The sequence below is a fragment of the Psychrilyobacter sp. genome (genome assembly GCF_049671765.1).
Taxonomy (GTDB): Bacteria; Fusobacteriota; Fusobacteriia; order Fusobacteriales; family Fusobacteriaceae; genus Psychrilyobacter.
The window spans coordinates 1-18,479 of record NZ_JBATVM010000002.1; the positions used below are offsets into that span (position 1 = coordinate 1).

Consider the following 18,479-nt stretch of genomic DNA (forward strand, 5'->3'; position numbering starts at 1 on the left):
TGTTCACTAGATTAAAAAACTTCTCTACTGCATTGTGTAGCATAAATAGGTCTTCTTTTTTATGTTCATTAATAACTAAATCATTTTCTTTTAATCTAGCATATACCTTCATAATTCTTTCGGTATAGTCAGTTAGGGATTCATATTGATCACAGATAGCTATATTTTTTCTTGTAACCATAACTAAATGCTGCTCTATATTTAAACCTAAAATTTGTGAGTTTAGCTCTGCTACTTCACTTTGAATCATATCTACTTTTTCTTCAATTCTAAACACTTCTGCTATTTCATCAGAATTTTTTGGTAAATTATTTTCTATAACAGTTTTAACTTTCTCTAGTGCTAATTTAATATCGTCACCTATAGAGGCAACTTCTACTTTTGTCTGTTCAATAGCTAAAGTAGGAGTTTCTAGCATTCTTATATCTAGATGCGTATATCTTTTGGCTTTTACGTCATCATTTGGAATTATTTTTTTCAAAAAATTAGCCAATGGTGTCAATAAAAATATAAACAAAATTGCATTGGTTACATTAAATATAGTATGCGCTGCTGCTAAAAAACCACTTATATTTACACTAGGATCTACAATCGTCCCTATCATTTTTGTATATATCCCATATATTGGAAGTACCCATAGAAGCCCAAAGATATTAATAATTGTATGGGCATAAGCTGCTCTTTTGGCATTAGCCTTAGCACCAAAGGATGCCAAGAATGCTGTAATAGTAGTCCCTACATTTAATCCCATTACTATAGCAACACCTGTTTGTGCATCTATAAGTCCTTGACTAGCTAACATTATAGTTATCCCTAAAGTAGCTGCCGAAGCTTGTACTATGGCTGTTAAGAGGGCTCCTACCATAGCTACTAAAAATGCACTTCCTATTCCAGTTACATGAAATCTTTGAAACATTGCAACAAATTCTGGCATTGCTCTAAGAGGTTCAAACCCATTTTTCATAAGTTCCATCCCAAAGAATATTAGACCTATTCCCATCATTAATTTTGATTTTTCCTTACCTTTTTCAGTTTTGGCAAACATCCCTATAATCGCACCTATCCCTGCTAGAGGAAGACCATATTTTCCAACCTTTAAAATAAGTAACCAACCTACAGCAGTAGTTCCTATATTAGCTCCTAATATAACTCCTAAAGCTTGAGTTAAATTCATTAAGCTTGCATTTACAAATCCAATTACCATAACTGTAGTTACAGATGACGATTGGACTAAAATTGTAATTATTATACCTACTAAAACACCTAAAAATCTATTTTTAGTTACTATTGCAATTACATTTTTCAATTTATCTCCTGCTACCTTTTGCATTGCACTGGCCATATGTTCCATTCCATATAAGAAAATCCCTAATCCACCAATTACATTCAATATTATATTCAACGCATCTCCCATTTTTTTGCTCCTCTAAATAATTTTTTTTCATGTTTTACACAACCTTTACATACAATTTACAAGCCTTTTACATAACCTTTGAAATTATACAATAACACCTGTAAAAAGTCTAGAAAAAAAGAGCACCTAAGTGCTCAAAATCTATATTTGCAGCCAAATGTAATTTTTGTTGAACTATACAAACTTTTTTCTTTTTCCTGAGATGATCCAACATTTTGATAATTATATTTCCCATACAATACTTCTAGCTCAACTTTTTTCCAAAGAACGCCAACACCTATTCCAACATTTACCCTTTGTCCAATATCATCTAAAAATTCATCAAAAGCCATATCTTCACCTTCAACTAAATTAATTCCTAGCGAAAATAAATAATAAGGAGAAGATTGATCTTCTGGATCTAATAAATATTTTAATTTTGCATAATAAGGTATTATTCTCGTACTTAAACCCACATTTATATGTGGTTCTTCCCCTGTCTCAAACTCCAACCTCCGATAAAAATTTGCTGGTATTCCAACCCTATTTTCTATAATCACTAAGATAGAATTTTCTTTTTTAGCTTCTATTGTTCTACCCTCTAGAGAAGGTTGAGGGTCTTTTGCAAAACATGTCCCACAGTATAAAAATATCAATAAAATGAAACTAAATTTTGTTAAAATAATAATCGACTCCCACGGAATTTTCCAAAGATAGAAAAGTTTCTCCCTCTTTGAAAGTATATTCCTCTAAAAGAATATATTTTATTCCCTCCTCCTCGTAAATATATCTAAATTCTAGATCATTAACTTTTTTTCTATTTGCAGAGTCAGCTCCAAATTTTATATCCTTTTTAAACAGTTTTTTTAGGAGTTCTCCATCTCTTTTATCTAATTTACATGGAAAATCATTTTTTTTCATCAATATTTCTAGAAATTCTTTTTTCATAAAAGCACCTCGATTAATTTATTCTTTATCTTTAAATATTACATATTTATTTTACTTTCCTTTTTATATTTTTTCCTTTTCCCCAACTTCCACTAAAAAATTATTTATCTTTTCATTTTCCCTTTTATTCACCATATGTCTTCGCACTTTCATAGTTCCTGTATAGGTCTCATCCTCAATTGTAAATCTAGGAACTAATAATATGCCTCTGGGCTTTTGATGAGAAACCAAATGACTGGTTAATCTTTTGACCTCACTTTTTAGTAAAGTATTTAATTCACTCTCATGAACTTCGTCATAATTTTCAGGGACTGTCAGACATGCATATAAACTTTTGCATCCATCTCCTATAACCATTACATCATCTATAAGCTCAGACTTTTTTAATTCATTTTCAATAAATTCAGGATGAATATTTTCTCCACCTTTTAAAACTATCATATTAGTTTTTCTACCACTTATATATAATTTTTCATCTTTATAATACCCTATATCACCAGTATGAAGCCAGCCATCTTGTATTACTTTAGCACTTTCATCTCTATGATTCCAATATCCTTTCATAACACAGCTTCCTTTTAAAAGAAATTCTCCCTTGAGGTCCTTCCCTCTATTTCCAAATTCATCTAAAAAAGTAAAATCTCCAAAAGGATGGTCTAAAAGCCATTCTAATAAGTCCCCTGAACTTCCATAATTATAATTTTCTAGGCTATCTACACTGACAACTGGTGAGGTCTCAGACAGTCCATAGCCCTGCATAACCGGTAACCCTAGATAACCAAAGTATCTTTGTAAGTTTATATCAAGTGCCGCACCTCCAGATATAAACTCTCTAAAATTTTCTCCAAAAACAGACCTAATTTTCACTAATAATTTTTCATCTAAGATATCGTAAATCTGTCTATATTCTTTATTAGGAACAAAGTCATGTCTATCCCCCTTTACAAATGGTGCAATTTGTAATAATTTTTTATATCCTTGTTCAGCTTCTAAACCAGAATTTTTTATCTGTTTTTCTATACTTCCTTTTATCATTTCGAGTATTCTAGGTACAGCTAGTATTATAGTAGGTTTAAATAGAGGAATATCCCCAACAAAATTCCTTGGATTTTCTGTAAACCCTAGACTTGATCCACTACTTATAGATCCCACTACTTCTACAGCCAAGGAAAAACTATGCCAATATGGAAGAATTGAATAAATACAGTCATTTGTAGTTACTTTCTTTATCTTAATAATAGATTCCCCATTACGAACTAGGTTTTTGTGGGTAAGCATGACCCCCTTTGGATTTCCTGTTGAGCCACTAGTATATATAATAGCCCCTGTATCCTCTGAACTAGTTTCAAATTTTTCCTCATATGTTGAAAATTCCGATAAATTTTCTAGGTCTTCCAAAAGAATAATTTTCGCCTTTGGATAAACATTTTTTATTTTATTTTTTAATGAAGCTATTGTTAAAATAACTTTAGGGGTTGAATCCTCTAATATAAATTTTAGTTCCCCCTCTCGGGTATTTTCATTTATTGGAACAATGATACCATCTGCCATCCATACTGCATAAAGAGATTTTAGTTGTTCTATAGATTTAGGAGTTATTATTCCTATTCTGTCACCTTTTTTTATTCCTATTTCCATAAAATAAGCAGACCAATTTAAAACTTCTTCTATTATTTCATCATATGTATAATTTTTTAAAGCTGATTTAATAAATATACTCTTTCTATATTTTTCTCTAGCTATCCATATACATTTTTTTAGTGTTTTCATCTCTATATTCTCCTAATTTTTTTATTTAATACCAATTAATTATAGCAGATTTTAAAATTAAATAAAAATCTAATTTTTAAAGGATTTTATTAATTTTTCTTATATCTATAATAGTATAGTTATATTTTTATCTACATTATAACTAACCTTAAATATGTATATATAATTTTTTAGCTATTATGGAGGGATTATTATGAAAAAATGGATGTATCACATATCGTAAGTGGAAATAAAAACTATTGAGAAAGTTCCAAATCATGAAAATTACTATACCTATTGTGACAAGCATGGTCTCTATCATCTTGTAAATGAGGAAAGGAATCTATGTTTTGGAAAAGAGATTGAAATTTTTGCCAATGGTGATTACGGAGTCACTAAAGACTATGATAGTTGGACTCTTTACAGAGATGAAACTCCTATTTGTAGTGGAATTTGGGTTACTTCCCATATGGATGGTAGTTATAAATATAAATTTTATAATGATTCCTTCAATAAATATGTTGTTCGAACAGTTACTCCTCATGGGGATCATAAAGATGAGATCGAAGGTCACGAACAATTATAGAATAGAACAGGGAGATTATAATGTAATCTAACAAAAAGGAATTTGCCATTAATAATGGCAAATTCCTTTTTGTTTATTTTAATCTATATTCTCATATTTTTTATATCCATCTTTTATAATTTCTTTAGCTTCTTTCAACTTTTCTTGGGATTCAATATAAATTTTTTTCTGAATAATAACCTCATTACTTTTTTTATCTTGAAATCTTCCCATATAAAAATTTGCTAAAATAAAAATTAATAAAAGGACTATCAAAAGTTCTATAATTTTCATCTCTACCTCCTTATATTCTAAGATGTTTTATTCTCATTTCAAATCTTAGAAGTACTTATTTAAACCTCTTCTTTAATTTTATATTATTCTTTGAAATTTCCTTTAAATCTATATTGAAATTTTAATTTTAATTTTAATTTCTTTAAAATCGTATTGAAATTAAATAAAGGACTGTTTTAATAACAGCCCTTTATTTAATTTTTCTATATATTATAATTTTTTTATTATCTTTTGTATACTAGACCTATTCCGTCTCCAAAAGGTAGAAGTACAAAGTCTTCATTTTCATGGAGATATTCAATAAATTCATTTAATTTTCTTACTATAGTCCTAAATCTTTTAGGATATTCATTGTATAGGTACCCTCTAAACATAATATTGTCTATAAATATTATCCCGTCTTTTTTTAATAACTTATAAGAATCTTTATAAAAATCCATATATTTACCTTTGGCTGCATCGATAAAGATAAAATCAAAAGTGTCCTCTAATTTTGGAATTTCTACTAGAGCGTCTCCTAAAATTTGATTTACTCTCAAACTGTATCCCATCTTTTCAAAATTTACACGAGCTTCATTATATCTATCCTCATCTATCTCTAGAGTTGTAATAGTAACATCTTCACTCCCTTGTAACATTACACTTCCTGAATATCCAATAGCAGTTCCAACTTCTAATATATTTTTACTCTTATTAGATTTAATCATAAATTTAAGGTATTCTGCTACTTCCTTTGTAACAATAGGAACATTGTGTTCCTTTGCATATTTTTCCATCTCAAGAATAGTTTTATCATTTTCTTTGATTTTAGAAATCACATATTCATTTGCTTTTATTAGATCATCTATCATAAAAAATTCTCCTTTTTATAAAGAAAAGGCAGATACAATATCCACCCTTACATATTATTATATTTTTTTACTTTTCTATTTTCTTTAATTTGACCATATAGAACCCATCTAAGAATTCATCAAATATATTAAGTCCACCTACTTTATCAAAACTTCCACTTACATTAGATGTAATTTCTACTTTTTGTACCTCAAAGTTAGGATTAGTTTTCAAAAATCTAGTTACATTTTCAATATTTTCTTTATTTAATATAGTACAAGTACTATATACTAAGATACCTCCTACTTTTACCACTTTAGCAGCAGAATTTAATATATCCAATTGTAATTTAGCCAATTCTTGAACATTTTTCATTTTTTTAGTATAAAGTACTTCTGGCTTCTTTCTTATTACTCCAAAACCACTACACGGTGCATCTACTAATACTCTATCAAAAGATTCTGTTCCAAATTCTGCATCTACTAATCTAGCATCCATAAGCTCAGGATGAACTATATCGATACCCATTTGCCTAGTTCTATTCTCAATTAGTTTTAATTTATGTTCATGGATATCAAGGGCTACTATCTCACCATCATTTTCCATCATTTCTGCCATAGCCATAGATTTTCCACCAGGAGCACTACAAGTGTCTAATATTCTTTCTCCTGGTTGAGGATCTAAATATTTAGCAGCTAAAAATGAAGATGCATCCTGGACTGTAATTTGACCTCTTTTGAATTCACTAGTTTCTAATATCATTCCTGAATCTATATAATAAATGTCCTCTACTTTTCTTAAAATCTTTATACCTTTAATCTCTAATAATGCTAAAAAATCTGTCTCATTATAGTTTAATTTATTTATTTTTACACTAATATTAGGAATTTTTTTATAAGATTTCAAAATTTCTAAATAATTTTCCTTATGCTCCCATTTGATTTCATCAAAGAACCATTTTGGATAAGATAAAACTATATCTTCTCTTCCCTCTTCTAATAATTTTTCTATATCTTCATCTTTTTCTCTGATAAATGATCTAAGTACACCATTTACAAAACTTCCTATAAATGTTCCACCTCTTAATTTAGCTACTTCTACACCTTCATAAACTACTCCTGCATCATCAGAGTCCATAAATTGTATTTGATACATAGATAATCTAAGCAAGTTTCTTACCCATAATTTATCTATAGTTTTCACTCTTTTATCTATTGAATAATCTAAAAACATTACATTTCTAATCGTTCCATAAAATACTTCAGTGATAAATCCTTTTTCTCCACGAGTTAATCCTGTAACCTCTGCTTCTTGCTCTTTAAAATAATCATTTAATAATATATTTGAAAATTTTCCATGCTCATATTGTGACAACAACCCTATTATATCCATTTTTAAACTCAAACTAACACCTCTTTTAATTTATTTGCTAAATATTATACCATAAATCTAAATAAAATTAAGAATTAATAGTTAAGAATCATCAATTATTAATTTTATATTTTCTTATCCATAAACTTCTTAATTATTAAAAAATTTAAGGTTTTTATAAATTTAAGTTACATCTACCTAGATGCGACTTCACACTATTTTTTTACTTAACCTTTACTACTTTTATCTCAAAATTAAGAGTCATTCCTGCATAGGGATGATTACCGTCCACTACTACTTTATCTTCTTCTGAGATGACTTCCTTTATAGTGAATACTCCTACACCATCGTCTGTTTCCGCTTCAAATTCCAATCCATCATAAAGGCCCATTCCATCGAAATCCTCTATAGGCATCTCAATCGTAAGATTTTCATCATATTCTCCATAACCTTTATTAGGAGCTATTTTAACATTAAATTTATCTCCTGATTTTTTTCCTAAAAGAGCTTCTTCTAGTCCTATAACTACAGCTTCATCACCATAAGTAAAAATTAATTCATCTCCTTTTGTTGTTTTATCCAATAAATTTCCTTTATTATCTCTCAATACAAATTCTAAAGTTACTTTTTTTCCGTTTTCTATTTTCATTTTTAATACTCCTTTTCTAATTTATAATTTATTTTTCTCATAAATAAAACCCCTACACCAAATCCACAAAGGTTTTTTTCTCTGTAATCTACAACTAATCCTTTTAATTTCAATTAATTATTTTGTTAAAATACCATGGATAATATACCATCCATAAATTCCTAATACTATTGATACCGGTACTAATAGATTAAAGTACCATTTTCTTATTTTGTGTCTAAAGGTATACATTCCTACAAACCCACCTATCCCACCACCTATAAAGCAGAGAAGAAATAGTGTTTTTTCCGATACCCTAGAGTAATCTTTTTTAGCCTTATATTTGTCTATTCCAAAGATTAAAAAAGCTAAAAAATTAATTATTATTATATAAATATATATATATTTCATACAACTCCTCCTATTTGTTTTTATACAAACTTAAAATACTATATTTAGTTTGAATTATACCTCTTTTAAAGAATATATTATGGCCATTATAAAATTCATGATTATATTTTTTCAACTCTTTTAATTTTACCATATTTTCTTTAAAAATATGATAAATTTAAAGGAGGTTTCTAGTATTTCTAAACTAAAAACCTCCTCCTAATTTTATTTAATAAATTTTTTTAATGCTTTTGCTAATTGATCAGGACATGATGTAGTTTTTTTCCCACATTCAGTTCCTTTTAATCTAGTAACTACATCTTCTACTCTCATTCCCTCTACTAACGCTGATAATCCAATGGCATTACCTGCACATCCGCCATTAAACTTTACACTCTTAACAACGCCTTCCTCTATTTTAAAATCTATTGTTTTAGCACATACTCCACTAGTTGTAAATGTTTGCATCTTTTCCTCCTGATTTCACATATGATTTTCATCAATTATTGTAGCATTTTAGTCAAGAATTATCAACTATTTTCACTAACTAGTGTCCCTTCAATTACCGCTATTTTATTTTTGCTTTTCTTCCATAGTTTTATATATAAGAGCTCCTAACATCCCTCCTATAATTGGCGCTATCCAAAATAACCATAATTGATCTATAGCCCATCCTCCTTGAAATATAGCCACTGCTGTACTTCTAGCAGGGTTTACAGATGTATTTGTCACTGGAATACTTATTAGGTGAATCAGTGTTAACCCTAATCCTATGGCTATCGGTGCAAACCCTTGAGGAGCCCTTTTATCTGTTGCTCCCATTATAATAATTAAAAACATTGCGGTAAGAACTATCTCTGTAACTAACCCTGATAACATGCTAAATCCCATAGGAGAATGGATTCCATACCCATTTGAAGCAAACCCACTAGCTGACGGATCAAAGCCAGGCAAACCAGAAGCTACAATGTAAAGTACTCCTGCACCTAATATCCCTCCTAACACTTGAGAAACTATATAAGGCAGTAACTCTTTTTTCTCAAGCCTTCCTCCTATGCACAGTCCGATAGAAACTGCTGGGTTTAAATGACAACCTGATATGTGTCCAATTGCAAAAGCCATAGTTAATACTGTTAAACCAAAAGCCATAGAAACCCCTACAAAACCTATTCCTAAATTTGGAATCCCTGCTGCAAGTACAGCACTTCCACATCCACCTAACACTAACCAAAAAGTTCCAATAAATTCTGCTATCATTTTTTTCTTCATAACATCCCTCCAAAAAATTTAATAAACAGCAACGTGACGTTGCATCCAGATAAGTATCATTTAGGTTTATATCATTCCTAGATAATTAAAAAGTTCTAGATTTTTCATATGGTAATTTTCATTTTTTTACTAGTTTCTTTCTTATTCTTACTATTTTATTTATTTTTTACCTTCAAAAAAAAGAAAAAAAGATTAAATTAATAATCTTTTCCCCTTCTATATTTATATAATTTTCATATTTTATCTATATTCTTTTTCCTTCTATCCTCCATATCTCTTTTGCATATTGAGCTATTGTTCTATCACTTGTAAATTTACCTGCGTTAGATATATTCATCCATGCTTTCTTAGCCCATCCTAATCTATCTTCAAATGCAGCATCGATACTTTCTCTTACTTTTCTGTAATCAGCAAAGTCTTGTAGTACAAAATAGTGATCCGCAGCATGCCAAGATGCTCCTACTAATAATGCATTATATAGTTCTTTAAACATTCCTGTCTCTCCGTCACTATAAGTTCCATCTAGTAATTGACCCATTACTTTTTTAAGTCCCTCTGTCTCATTCATAACTTTTGTTGGGTTATATCCAACTTTTTTTAACTCTATGATGTCTTCTACTTTCATTCCAAATATAAAGTTATTTTCTAATCCTGCTTCCTCAACTATCTCTACGTTAGCTCCATCTAAAGTTCCTAATGTAGGAGCTCCATTCATCATAAATTTCATATTTCCTGTTCCACTAGCTTCTTTTCCTGCAGTTGAAATTTGTTCAGATACATCTGCTGCTGGGAATATAAATTCTGCTGGTGAAATATTATAATTTTCTACAAATACAACTTTTAATCTTCCATCTACATCTGCATCATTATTTACAGTTTTTGCAACTTCATTGATTAACTTTATGATTCCCTTAGCTCTAAAGTATCCAGATGCTGCTTTAGCTCCAAAGATATAAGTTTTAGGAGTAACTTTCATACTAGGGTTTTCTTTTATTCTATTATATAGATCCATTATATGGAATATATTTAATATTTGTCTCTTGTATTCATGTAATCTTTTTACTTGGATATCAAATATAGAATTCGGATCTACTTCTACCCCAGTATTACCTTTTATAAATCCTGCTAATTGCTCTTTTTTAATATTCTTTATATCTAAAAATCTATTTAATATATTTTCATCTGTTACATAAGTTTCTAATTTTTTTAATTCACTTAGATCTGTAATCCATTTATCACCAATTAATTCTGTGATTAATTCTGCTAATTCAGGGTTAGATTTTAATAACCATCTTCTTTGAGTAACTCCATTAGTTTTATTTTGGAATCTTTCAGGATATAGTTCATACCAATCTTTTAATTCAGCATTCTTTAATATCTCTGTATGAAGTGCCGCTACACCATTTACAGCATAAGACCCATGAATTGCAAGCCAAGCCATATGAATTAAATTTGTGTCTTCATCAATTATTGCCATACTTTTTCTTCTTCCTAAATCTACTGGATATTTCTTTTCCAATAGTTCTTGAAAATCAATATGAATTCTAACGATTATATTATATATTCTAGGTAATACTTCTTTAAATAATTCTGTATACCATTTTTCTAAAGCTTCAGATAAGATTGTATGATTAGTATATGCAAATGTTTTTTCTACAATTTTCCATGCATCATCCCATAATAATCCTTCTACATCTACTAATATTCTCATTAATTCAGGTATTGCTACTACTGGATGAGTATCATTTAATTGAATACTTGTAAAATCAGGTAACATACTAAAATCCGTTCCATGTTTTAATTTAAATTTTCTAATAATATCTTGTAATGATGCTGATGTAAAGAAGTATTGTTGTTTCAATCTTAATTTTTTCCCCTCATCAGTATCATCGTTAGGGTATAAAACTCTAGAGATATTTTCTGCTTCATTTTTTTCTTCCATAGCAACTGTATAATTTTGTTTATTAAATTCAGCTAAATCTAACTCTTCTACAGCTTCTGCTTGCCATAATCTCAATGTATTTATATTATCTGTCCCATACCCAATAATCGGTGTATCGTAAGGTACAGCCATTACACTCTCATTCTTATTAAATCTTACTTCTACCTTTTCACTGTCTTTTCTTACACTCCAAGATTCTCCATATTTCAACCAATTATCAGGATATTCTACTTGAAATCCATCTTCAAATTGCTGTCTAAACATTCCAAATCTATATCTGATACCATATCCTGTTCCTGGTAGATTTAATGTTGCCATGGATTCGATAAAACAAGCTGCTAATCTACCTAACCCTCCATTACCTAAACCTGCATCTGATTCTACACTTTCTATTTTATTTATGTCTATATTTAATTCTTCTAGCAGTTCCTTAACTCCATCATATACTCCTAAGTTGATTAAGTTATTACTAAATGCTCTTCCCATTAAGTATTCAGCAGAAAAATAAAATGCTTCTCTTCCGTTGTTATATATATCTTTAGTAGCTTTCCAAGATTGTCCAATCTCTTCCATTATTGTTTGAGATAATGCATCATATATTTCAAAGTTCAGCCCTTCAGATAAATTCTTACCGTATTTAGATAATAATACTCTTTCCAATCCTTTTTTCACTACTTCTTTTTCAAATTTCATGTATTCCTCCCAGATCGCCTACAGCGAAATCAAAAATAATTTTAATATTGCTCTTTATATTCAAATTTTTAACTCCCAACTATTCTTCCCTATCTACCGTATTTAATTGTCATTTCCTTTATTTTTTCAGCCAATTTATCAGTAAGCTCGTCACCTTTCAATCTCCATTTCCAGTTATTTCCAAGTGTCGATGGTATATTCATTCTAGCACTATTATCTAGCCCTAAAAAATCTTGCATCTGAGCTAAAGTTAAATTAGAATTAGACTTCCATATAGCTTCTATAAATATATCGTTTATTTTTTCACCATTAAAGTTCTTCAATCCTAAATATTCTTCTAAATATTTTTCAGCATGTTCTCTATCATTTTTTACTACATTCTTATACCAACCTACCACGGTTTCATTGTCATGAGTTCCTGTATACGCAGCTGAATTTTCAGGGTATTTATGAGGAAGATAGTCGCTTTCCTCTCTTGAATCAAAAGCAAACTCCAATATTTTCATCCCTGGATATTCACTATCTTTTAGGAGTTTTCTTACTCCATTAGTTAAAAACCCTAGATCTTCAGCAATGATAGGTAGATCTCCTAATCCATTTTTTATAGCCTTAAATACTTCTATCCCTGGTCCCTTAACCCATTTACCAGGTCTCGCAGTAGGAGCATTTGCTGGTATCTCCCAATATGATTCAAATCCCCTAAAATGATCTATCCTTACTAAATCATATAGTTCAAAAGCCGCTCTCATCCTTTCTATCCACCATGAGTAACCACGTCTTCTCATGATCTTCCAATTGTACAGTGGATTCCCCCATAACTGCCCTGTATTACTAAAGGCATCCGGTGGACATCCTGCTACAACTTTCATATTTTTTTCCTCATCAAATAAAAATAATTCTGTTTTTAACCATGCATCTACACTATCTCCAGATATAAATATAGGTAGATCTCCTATTATCTCTATCTCATTTTTATTGGCATAGTTTTTTAACTTTTCCCATTGAGTATAAAATAAATACTGTAAGTAGATATAATAGTCTATCTCCTCTTTCAATTCTATCCTATATTTTTTTAGAGTATTGATATGGGCAAATTTTTCTGATTTTTTCCACTTTGTCCATTCTAACCCACTATTTTTATCTTTTAGTGCCATGAATAGAGCGTAGTCATCTACCCAATATATATGTTTTTCCTTAAATTTTTCTATCTCTTCTAAAAAATCTTTCCCCTCATTTAGGAAAGCTTTTTTCAAAAGTTTTAATTTGTTTATATATAGTTTTTCATAATCTATATATTCCCTATTGTCTCCTAAATCTGCATTTTCTATCTCTTGTCTTTCAAGACTGCCTCTTTCCACCAACTCTTCCAAACTTATAAAATAAGGGTTTCCTGCAAAGGCTGAAAAAGATTGATATGGAGAATCTCCATATGAAGTTGTCCCAAGTGGTAAAATCTGCCATAGTTTTTGTCCTGATTTTTTTAAAAAATCAACAAATTCATAAGCTTCTTTCCCTAAAGTTCCTATCCCTCCATCTCCGCTTAAAGATGAAATATGTAGTAATATTCCACTACTTCTTTTAAACATATTTATTCCTCCCATTGCCTATGTCAAATTAATTATTTCAATTTTATAATTAAAGTTAAAACTTTCCATTAAACAATTGTAATAGTTATAATCTCATCTGTATAATTAATGATTTAAGTTCTAAAAATATTGTCTTTAGTAACTATTTTCTACATCTTGGAATCGTTTCCATATAATATTAATACATAATCCAACTATTGTCAAGGAAAGTCTTCTGTTTTTTTACAATTATCCTTATTTACAAACATTTTATTTTATTAAAGTCAGTTGAATAGTAATTTATATATTATAATTATTACTTATATATAACAAAGCACCCCTTTATAGGGGTGCTTTGTTATATAAGTTTTATAAAATTTAAAATGCAGATGTAAATCCAACTCTTACAAATCCAGTATCATTATACTTGTCTGAAGAACCTGTCCAAGTTGAACCAGTTTTATCATTATTACTTGTAGTTTCAATATAGTAACCAGCTTGTAAATAAACTGAGTTATTTTCATTTAACATTTTAGTTGCTTTTACTGATGGTTCCGCATAGAATACATATGTTTCATGACCATTTTCTGTTTTACTTCCGCTTACATCAGTTAAATCATCAAAATGTCTAGCTCCGAATGAATATGGATCCATTCCACCCTCTAACAATGCCACTACTTTCATATCGTTTCCTTCATATAATGGATAGTTAGCATATGCATATGCCTCTACATCTACATTATGATTTTTATTGCTACTTGAAGCAAATGTATAATCATAATAAACGTTTCCTTCTACTGAGAAATAGTTGTTTATAGTATATACATTTTCTGATGATGATGTGAATGAATAAGCGTCACTTCCATCAGTTCCATGAGTATATCCAAATCCAGCTCTTAATAATGCAAATGAATCATTTGAATTATATAAATAGTAAGTTGGTTGCACTCTTAAATATTGCTTGTTTCCACTACCTTCATATGTGTTTGTCTTTAACTCAGTTCTAACTTCTAAATTTTCTGTAGAAGTTTGAGTATATAATCTCATTCTCATTTCTGTACTATCATTAGTTTCAGCTTTTCCAGTCCCAGCTCCTGTATCTGATCCAAATGTATCTGAAACATCAGAATAACTTCTAACCCTTACTTCTAATCTGTTATTTTCATTTAAATGGAAGTTTCCATTCATTTCTAATCTGTTTTCATCAAATCTTACTCTGTCATTGATATTAAAAATACTCAATGGCTTTTGCTCTTGTGTTAACATTTCTGAATTATCAGTCATTGCAAATGATACCATTCCAACCGTCATTAATCCAGCTAATAAAGCTATTCTTCTCTTGTTCATTTGTTTCCTCCTAAAAATAAATATTTTAATTTCCCTCAAACATTAATTTGATTTAATTTTAATAACATCATTATTAAAAAAAATTAATCTAATTAACTTGTTAGAAGTTTACTCTATATATCAAACTTCTACAATGGTTGTTTTATTAAACCGTTTAACTAATGAATACTTAACTAATAAGGGTAACTTAATACTATTTTTATTGTTCGTGTATCAAAAAAGCACTCTCTTAGACAGAGAGTACTTTTTTGATTTCATACTTTTTAAATTATTATTCTTTCAAATATTCTGGTTTCATCGTTCCTAAAGTAAGTCTCATATTCACAAGTATTTCAATCATCTTACTTCTATATGTTTTATATTCTAATTTTTCTTCTTCACTAAGATCTTTTATGGTATTTGCATAGATCTCTTCAACTCCATCTATCACTATTTTTTTACCTGACTCTGTTAAATATAATGGTTTTTTTAAGAGTGATCCTACCATCTCTATTTTCTTCTCCAAATAGCCCATTTTTTCTAACTTACTCACTATCTGATTAGCTCTAGATTTAGTTAGCGTTGTATATTTTAAAAGGTTATACTGTGTTTCTCCTGGACTTTTTTCCAAATGACGCAACAAATAATATTCTTTATAACTTATATTGTGTTTTTCTAATACGTCATTTAACAATTCTTTTCCCGCCATTGAAATAGCATTTGCTACTGTCAAAACATCTATAATTATCTCTTTCTTTTCCAATTTTAACCACCTCTCTTTTTCCCTAGATGAAAGTATACCTTTTTTTTTAGTTTTTTTCAATTTTAAATATTAATTTTTTCCTATTTTAAAACACAAAAAATTTGTTTTCAGTACACCTTTCCTAATTTTTTTAGTTTCAATTACTTTAGAAAGAATATTTTTTAAATCATACTTAACCTCTTTCTTTCAAAAAAAAAGCTTCATTTCTCTTTTGAGAAAAATGAAGCTTTTTTTATTTTTCAGATCCTGCCGTTACTCCCTCTATAATATGTTTTTGTGCAAAGAAATAAAATATTATTATTGGTATTACAGCTATTAATAATCCTGCCATGGCAAGATGCCATTGTTTTGAATATCCTCCAAAGAAAAGATACATTTTTAATGGAATAGTTTGAGTCCCTTTTTTATTTATCATAAGCTGAGGTAATAAGAAATCATTCCAAATCCAAATTGTATTTAGAATAGATACTGTCACATGGATTGGCTTTAATGTAGGAAAAATAATCTTCCAAAACACTTTCCAAGGACCGCAGCCATCGATCCTTGCTGCTTCTTCTAATGATACAGGAATACTCTTTATAAATCCATGATAGAGAAATATAGAAAAACTTGATCCAAATCCTAGATACATAAATATTATTCCAAATCTATTTTGTAAACCTAATCTTCCCATAAAAGCTACCAAAGGAAGCATTACAGCTTGAAATGGTACCAACATAGCTGCAATGAACATATAAAATATAATGGTACTCATTTTTGACTTTGTCCTTACTAAGATCCAGGCGGCCATAGAAGAAAATATAATAATTAAAATTGTGCTAGTAATTGTTATAAACATCGAATTAAATAATGCTGACCCAAAGACACCTTCTATACTAAAACTTTTCCCAACCCATAAAAATGAAAGTTTATGTAAAGCTACTTTAAAATTATCTAACATCCATTCTTTTGGCAAGGTCAAAGTACTTCCAAAAAGTTCCCTCTTAGTTTTAAAAGCATTTACGATTAATATATAAAATGGTGATATAAATAAGAAAGATGTAAAAATTCCTATGATATACAGTAATATTCTTGAATTTTGTTTACTTCTCATTACATCTCCACCTCTTTTTTCTTATTAATATATACCTGCACCATAGTAATAGAAGCTACTAGCAAGAAAAATACAACTGCTTTTGCCTGAGCAGCACCATAGTTAGTAAAAGTATATGCTGTTTTATAGATATTTAAAGCCAACATCTCTGTAGATCCTCCTGGACCTCCATTTGTAAGAGATAAATTTTGATCGAATAATTTAAATGAATTCGCCAAAGTTAAAAACATACTTATAGTAAATGCCGGAGCTACCATAGGAAATATTATATGCCTAGTTTTTGCCCAACCATTGGCACCATCTATATCTGCTGCTTCTAACAATGATTTTGGAATATTTTGCAGTGCTGCAATATAAATTACCATCAAATATCCTGACATCTGCCAAACCATTATTATTACTAATCCCCAAAAACCAGTATTAGCGTCTGCCAACCAGCCCTGAAAAAATGTCCAACCTGTTATTTCACCAATAGTTTGGAATACACCCATAAATATAAACTGCCATATAAAACCTAATATTAATCCTCCTATCAAGTTAGGCATGAAAAATATAGTTCTCATAAAGTTAGAAATCTTTAATTTTTTTGTTACCAAAAGTGCTAAACTAAATCCTATTGCATTAATAACAATTACAGATACTACTGTAAATTTAGCTGTAAAAATAAAAGCATTTCTAAATCCCTCATCTTTGATTATAGCAATATAATTACTTAAACCTATAAAATTTGGAACCTGATCCATTCTTCCATTCCATTCTGTAAATGAATAGTACATCCCTATAAGTAATGGTATTACTAGTACCATTACAAATGCAATTATTATAGGTCCTGCAAATAAGCAAAATGTTTTTTTATTATAATTCATTCTCATCATTCCTTTTTTAGAAAAAAAGGGGTTCGACCCCTTTTTTTATTTATTTATCTAATTTTTATTTTCTGCTCTCTCTCCATGAAGTTTTTGCAGTTTCTGTAACTTCATCCCAAGTAATTTGACCATCTATGTATTTTTGTAACTCTACTCCTAATGTTTCCATTCCCCAACCTGTAGGATACCCCATAAATACCCAAGGAATAGTGTTTCCTGCTTCTGAAAATGCCATTATATCCTTAGCTAATGGATCTTTTGGTTGTAAGTTGTCTCCATCAAAACCTTTATATGGTGGTATAAAGTTAAATTTATTAATCACATAATCTTTTCCAGTCTCAGATGTATACATCCAATTTAAGAAATCTTTAGCTGCTTTTATCTGAGCTTCACTTAAATCTTTATTTACAGTCCAATACATTGGAATTCCAACTGGTAATACATTTTCTTTAGCTCCTACAATTGGCATTGGTAAGAATCCTATGTCTTTGGCTAATTCTTCATCTATTCCTTTAACTGATCCAAATGCCCAGTTTCCTTGTTGTGTCATAGCTACTTTTTTCATAGAAAATAATCTTTCTACTTGAGTAGAATAATCAGTTGCATTTATAGGCGTTCTACCATAGTCTATTTGTAGATCAAATAATTTTTTCATTCCATCTGAATATGTAAACTCAACATTTTTAGCATTATAAGCATCAAATACACTTCCAAATTCTTGTGCTAAAGCTACATTTGAATAATGTAATCCTGTTACCCATGTTTCTTTACCTGCAGTTGCGAATACAGCTTC

The 18,479-nt window shown here is 29.5% G+C and carries 19 protein-coding genes; 1 reads left to right on the forward strand and 18 read right to left on the reverse strand.

Annotated elements, in window-relative coordinates:
- From WBG30_RS00015 to WBG30_RS00030, 4 genes are all read right to left on the reverse strand, one after another.
- Window positions 1-1,414: Na/Pi cotransporter family protein (locus WBG30_RS00015; protein ID WP_424502592.1), on the reverse strand; the 1,414-nt coding region annotated here is incomplete at its 3' end.
- 134 nt (window positions 1,415-1,548) lie between these two features.
- Complete coding sequence (locus tag WBG30_RS00020; protein ID WP_424502593.1) at window positions 1,549-2,049, reverse strand: hypothetical protein; 501 nt, start codon at window positions 2,047-2,049, stop codon at window positions 1,549-1,551.
- A 10-nt stretch (window positions 2,050-2,059) separates the two neighbouring features.
- Entirely contained in the window at window positions 2,060-2,341 is a 282-nt protein-coding gene (locus WBG30_RS00025; protein ID WP_424502594.1) for a hypothetical protein, read from the reverse strand.
- Between the two features lie 63 nt (window positions 2,342-2,404).
- Window positions 2,405-4,111, reverse strand: coding sequence for an AMP-dependent synthetase/ligase (locus tag WBG30_RS00030; RefSeq protein ID WP_424502595.1), 1,707 nt, complete (start codon window positions 4,109-4,111; stop codon window positions 2,405-2,407).
- Window positions 4,112-4,334: 223 nt separating this feature from the next.
- Between WBG30_RS00030 and WBG30_RS00035 the strand changes: the two genes are divergently transcribed.
- On the forward strand, window positions 4,335-4,676 hold the full coding sequence (locus WBG30_RS00035; protein ID WP_424502596.1) for a hypothetical protein: 342 nt from the start codon (window positions 4,335-4,337) through the stop codon (window positions 4,674-4,676).
- Between the two features lie 78 nt (window positions 4,677-4,754).
- Here WBG30_RS00035 and WBG30_RS00040 read toward each other — a convergent pair whose 3' ends face one another.
- The 14 genes from WBG30_RS00040 to WBG30_RS00105 form a co-directional block, all read right to left on the reverse strand.
- Window positions 4,755-4,949 carry a hypothetical protein gene (locus tag WBG30_RS00040; RefSeq protein ID WP_424502597.1) on the reverse strand — a complete coding sequence of 65 codons (195 nt, stop codon included), beginning with the start codon at window positions 4,947-4,949 and terminating at the stop codon, window positions 4,755-4,757.
- 224 nt (window positions 4,950-5,173) lie between these two features.
- Window positions 5,174-5,800 carry an O-methyltransferase gene (locus WBG30_RS00045; protein WP_424502598.1) on the reverse strand — a complete coding sequence of 209 codons (627 nt, stop codon included), beginning with the start codon at window positions 5,798-5,800 and terminating at the stop codon, window positions 5,174-5,176.
- A gap of 67 nt (window positions 5,801-5,867) precedes the next feature.
- Window positions 5,868-7,184: a 16S rRNA (cytosine(967)-C(5))-methyltransferase RsmB gene (gene rsmB / locus WBG30_RS00050; protein ID WP_424502599.1), complete on the reverse strand. Its 1,317-nt coding sequence runs from the start codon at window positions 7,182-7,184 to the stop codon at window positions 5,868-5,870.
- A 190-nt stretch (window positions 7,185-7,374) separates the two neighbouring features.
- Complete coding sequence (locus WBG30_RS00055) at window positions 7,375-7,800, reverse strand: FKBP-type peptidyl-prolyl cis-trans isomerase (protein ID WP_424502600.1); 426 nt, start codon at window positions 7,798-7,800, stop codon at window positions 7,375-7,377.
- A 117-nt stretch (window positions 7,801-7,917) separates the two neighbouring features.
- Window positions 7,918-8,190, reverse strand: coding sequence for a DUF1294 domain-containing protein (locus WBG30_RS00060; RefSeq protein ID WP_424502601.1), 273 nt, complete (start codon window positions 8,188-8,190; stop codon window positions 7,918-7,920).
- Between the two features lie 204 nt (window positions 8,191-8,394).
- On the reverse strand, window positions 8,395-8,637 hold the full coding sequence (locus WBG30_RS00065; RefSeq protein ID WP_424502602.1) for a TIGR03905 family TSCPD domain-containing protein: 243 nt from the start codon (window positions 8,635-8,637) through the stop codon (window positions 8,395-8,397).
- Window positions 8,638-8,742: 105 nt separating this feature from the next.
- Entirely contained in the window at window positions 8,743-9,438 is a 696-nt protein-coding gene (gene aqpZ / locus WBG30_RS00070; protein WP_424502603.1) for an aquaporin Z, read from the reverse strand.
- Window positions 9,439-9,682: 244 nt separating this feature from the next.
- Complete coding sequence (locus WBG30_RS00075) at window positions 9,683-12,073, reverse strand: glycogen/starch/alpha-glucan phosphorylase (RefSeq protein WP_424502604.1); 2,391 nt, start codon at window positions 12,071-12,073, stop codon at window positions 9,683-9,685.
- An 89-nt stretch (window positions 12,074-12,162) separates the two neighbouring features.
- Window positions 12,163-13,659, reverse strand: coding sequence for a 4-alpha-glucanotransferase (gene malQ, locus WBG30_RS00080; protein ID WP_424502605.1), 1,497 nt, complete (start codon window positions 13,657-13,659; stop codon window positions 12,163-12,165).
- A gap of 357 nt (window positions 13,660-14,016) precedes the next feature.
- Complete coding sequence (locus WBG30_RS00085; protein ID WP_424502606.1) at window positions 14,017-14,985, reverse strand: FomA family porin-like outer membrane protein; 969 nt, start codon at window positions 14,983-14,985, stop codon at window positions 14,017-14,019.
- A gap of 271 nt (window positions 14,986-15,256) precedes the next feature.
- The gene (locus tag WBG30_RS00090) at window positions 15,257-15,727 is read right to left on the reverse strand and encodes a MarR family winged helix-turn-helix transcriptional regulator (RefSeq protein WP_424502607.1); all 471 of its coding nucleotides are present in this window, start codon (window positions 15,725-15,727) and stop codon (window positions 15,257-15,259) included.
- Window positions 15,728-15,959: 232 nt separating this feature from the next.
- Complete coding sequence (locus WBG30_RS00095) at window positions 15,960-16,820, reverse strand: carbohydrate ABC transporter permease (protein ID WP_424502608.1); 861 nt, start codon at window positions 16,818-16,820, stop codon at window positions 15,960-15,962.
- Window positions 16,820-17,686, reverse strand: a complete 867-nt coding sequence (locus WBG30_RS00100) for a carbohydrate ABC transporter permease (RefSeq protein ID WP_424502609.1) — start codon at window positions 17,684-17,686, stop codon at window positions 16,820-16,822. Before WBG30_RS00100 ends, WBG30_RS00095 begins: the two co-directional genes overlap by 1 nt.
- Before the next feature lie 64 nt (window positions 17,687-17,750).
- The coding region (locus WBG30_RS00105) for an extracellular solute-binding protein (RefSeq protein WP_424502610.1) at window positions 17,751-18,479 on the reverse strand (729 nt) is incomplete at its 5' end.